The 3,351-nt window shown below is 42.1% G+C and carries 3 protein-coding genes; all 3 read right to left on the reverse strand.

What is annotated here, in order from left to right; genetic code table 11:
* Window positions 1-221 precede the first annotated feature (221 nt).
* The gene (locus HW45_RS04170) at window positions 222-1,223 is read right to left on the reverse strand and encodes a substrate-binding domain-containing protein (RefSeq protein ID WP_038225076.1); all 1,002 of its coding nucleotides are present in this window, start codon (window positions 1,221-1,223) and stop codon (window positions 222-224) included.
* Window positions 1,224-1,275: 52 nt separating this feature from the next.
* Entirely contained in the window at window positions 1,276-2,310 is a 1,035-nt protein-coding gene (locus HW45_RS04175; protein ID WP_051867755.1) for an ABC transporter permease, read from the reverse strand.
* Window positions 2,311-2,324: 14 nt separating this feature from the next.
* On the reverse strand, window positions 2,325-3,351 hold a 1,027-nt coding region (locus tag HW45_RS04180), incomplete at its 5' end, for a sugar ABC transporter ATP-binding protein (protein ID WP_038225083.1).

Here is a 3,351-nt window from a genome sequence, read left to right on the forward strand (position 1 = left end):
GGCAACAAAGCCAAGCAAAACCTACAAAACTTGGAATCAAAGCCACCTTATTGGCTAGCTTTTTTAGTTCCTTTACACCGCCACCAAACTCAACCATCGCAGTTATAATACTTCAAACAGTCAAAGTGTTTTGTCCCAAGTTCTTTTGCCAACCTCCAGTTTTTAGCTAACCCCGCTCCTCCTACAACTCAATAACTACACGAGTTTGACTATCTTCTAAATTACTTACGCTGAGAAAGCAACTGTTCAACGTTTTCGTCTTGCACTACAGTCCATGGAATGTCGTAACGTTTAGATTCACCGTTGTTCCAATCAAGTTGGCTGCTATATTGTTTCCAGATATTAGACTTAGGCGTGTAGTCTTGACCGATAATGTGACGAAGAGCTACGTCTATTGAGCCTTGCATCTGAGCGTTTGCATCTTGAAGGATAGACACCATTTTGCCATCTTTTACTGCATGAAGAGCATCTGTTACGCCATCAATTCCAGCGATAGCATAATCAGAAACTTTGCCACCAGAGCCTTCTATCGCTTCAATAGCACCAAGTGCCATTTCGTCATTTTGGCCGATGATGCCATCAATTTTGTTTTTATACTTCATCAGCCAGTTTTCCATAAGCGTCATGCCTTCTGCACGAGACCAGTTAGCTGTCTTACGCTCAATGACATTAACAGCACCGTTTGGACATTCTGCGATTGCTTTCTCATTACCTTGACCGCGTTGTATTTCTCCAGAACCGCCTTTTGGACCTTCTAGAATAACAACGTTGCCTTTACAGCCAATTTTCCCCATTACATCTTTAGCTTCAAGGTATCCACCTTCGACATCATCAGACACGACTTCTGCTGTCATGCGGTCGGTGTTTAAGCGAGCGTTAGTCACGATTACAGGAATACCAGCGTCGTTTGCCATGTCTACGACGTCGATGTTTGCATTATAGTCCATAGGGTTAATGATAATCGCGTCATGACGAGTTCGGATAGCAGTTTCAGCTTGGTTATTTTGAACTAGCGGGTCGTAACGACCGTCATACATTGTGATTTTTACGTCACCTGACTGTACTAGGGGATGTCTGTACGCTGCCTGCTCCATTAGCTGAACAAATTCTGCCTTCATACCATACATAAGTACAGCAATCTTGTATTGCTCTTTGGCAAACACAGATGATGAAGACATCGCAAGCGTTGCAGTAACCATGCTGCTAATCAGGAGTTTTTTCATGTTATTTCCTCTACATGTTTCGTGTGGTTGTTATTGGATTTTTATTAGTAATTTATTGAGATTGTTTTCTGGACGGGTCAAGCATTACAGCAGAAACAATTAAAATTCCTTTGATGATTTGTTGGTAATAAGACTGAACCCCAAGCAAATCTAAGCCGTTGTTCATTACACCAATGATGAGGACACCAAAGAGAGTGCCAGTTAGAGTACCTATTCCACCAGCCATTGATGTGCCACCGATAACTACTGCTGCAATAGCATCAAGTTCGTATGCGAAGCCAGCATTGGTTTGAGCAGATCCTGTACGAGCCGTTAGAATTAGCCCTGCAATCGCGGCAAGAACGCCACACAGCGTATATACAGCGATTTTGATTTTGTCTACATCGATGCCAGAAGTGCGAGCTGATTTCTCATTGCCACCGACAGCAAATACATATCGGCCAAATAGGGTCTTATTGAGAAGTATCCAAGCCCCACCAAAGATGACTGCGAAAATCACAACAGGGGTGGGGATACCCAAAATGTAGCTATTGCCGATAACCCGAAAACTACGTTCTAGGGATGATACAGGGTTGCCATTCGTTGTGAGCATTGTCATGCCTCGAGCAGCAGACAACATCCCCATAGTCACGATGAATGCCTGAAGTTTGAATTTGGAAATTACGTAGCCATTAACTAGACCACAAAAGCCACCGATAACAATTGCTACAATAAATGGAAGAAATATTGCTGAATCGAAATCACCAACTGACATGGCTTCGTTTTGTGTTACAAATCGTGCCGCGACAATACCAGACAGAGCAAGAACGGAGCCTACTGATAGGTCTACGCCAGCGATGATGATGACAAAAGTCATCCCTATAGCAAGGATACCGTTGATCGACACTTGGCGTAGAATTGATAAAAAGTTGCTTTGCGTTAGAAAGTAGTTTTCATCCCAGATACCGATACTGACGCAGTATTGACCCAAAACACTTACAGCGAGACAAAGAAATAGGAAAGCCAGTACGATCCCATACTTGTGCATTAACTCCGAAATCTTTCTAGGTGAATTAGAACCTAAATCTTTTTTAGCAAGAATATTCATCGTTTAACCTTATATTATGATGCTAGGCTGAGTAGTAGTTGTTGAGTGGCATTTTCTTTGGGTACGATGTCGACTATCTTGCCGTCTTTAAAGACAACAATTCTATCGCTCATACCAATGACCTCAGGCAGTTCAGAAGAAACCATAATGATTCCTTTACCTTCTAGTGCTTGTTCAGACATGTATTTGTAAATTTCTTTTTTTGCGCCAACATCGATGCCGCGTGTTGGCTCATCAAGCATGAGAACTGAGGGGTTGGTTAGAGACCATCGACCTAAGACGACTTTCTGTTGGTTGCCCCCAGAGAGGTTTTGCACAATTTGTTCTTTATTTGGGGTCTTGATTTTGAATAGACCAATCATGCTCTCTACGTCTTCTGTTTCTGTTGAATGATTGACGAAGTGATAAGACGATTTGTTTTTCAGGGATGAAATCGAGATGTTATGACAAACTGAGCTACTAAGAACTAACCCGGTGTTTTTACGGTCTTCGGTAACATAAGCCAACCCAGATGCAATGGACTTTCTAGGGGTGCTGTTGTCGATCTTCTTACCATTCAAACAAACATGACCAGAAGTGGGCACTTTTATGCCAAAAATTGCATCTAATACTTCTGAGCGACCTGAGCCAACTAGGCCATATATGCCTAGAATCTCGCCCTTCTTGACAGTAAAGCTAATATTTTGAAACTTGTCGCAGGTCAGCTCATTAACGGTTAGTAGGTCTTCTTCTTGAGGTTCGTTGAACTTCGAAAACTCTTCATCAATTTGACCACCAATAATAAGTTCTACCAGTTCTTCACGAGTTACGTTTTCTATTTTCCCGTCAGTGATGTAGATTCCATCTCTGAAAACGGTGTACTGATTTGCTACCTCGAAAATTTCTGATAAGCGGTGAGACACATAAACAATACCCTTGCCCTTACTTGCAAGAGAACGAATAACATTGAGTAGTTTCTGTGAATCTTCTTCACCAATTGCTGAAGTCGGCTCATCCATGAATATGATGTCTGCATTAGAATGAGAGAGAGCTTTCGCAATT

The organism is Vibrio sp. ER1A (assembly GCF_000733315.1).
Lineage (GTDB): Bacteria > Pseudomonadota > Gammaproteobacteria > Enterobacterales > Vibrionaceae > Vibrio > Vibrio mediterranei.

Excerpts from the sequence above, each read along its gene's own strand:
- HW45_RS04170 (WP_038225076.1), bottom strand. The coding sequence starts at position 1,223 with ATGAAAAAACTCCTGATTAGCAGCATGGTTACTGCAACGCTTGCGATG.
- HW45_RS04175 (WP_051867755.1), bottom strand. The coding sequence starts at position 2,310 with ATGAATATTCTTGCTAAAAAAGATTTAGGTTCTAATTCACCTAGAAAG.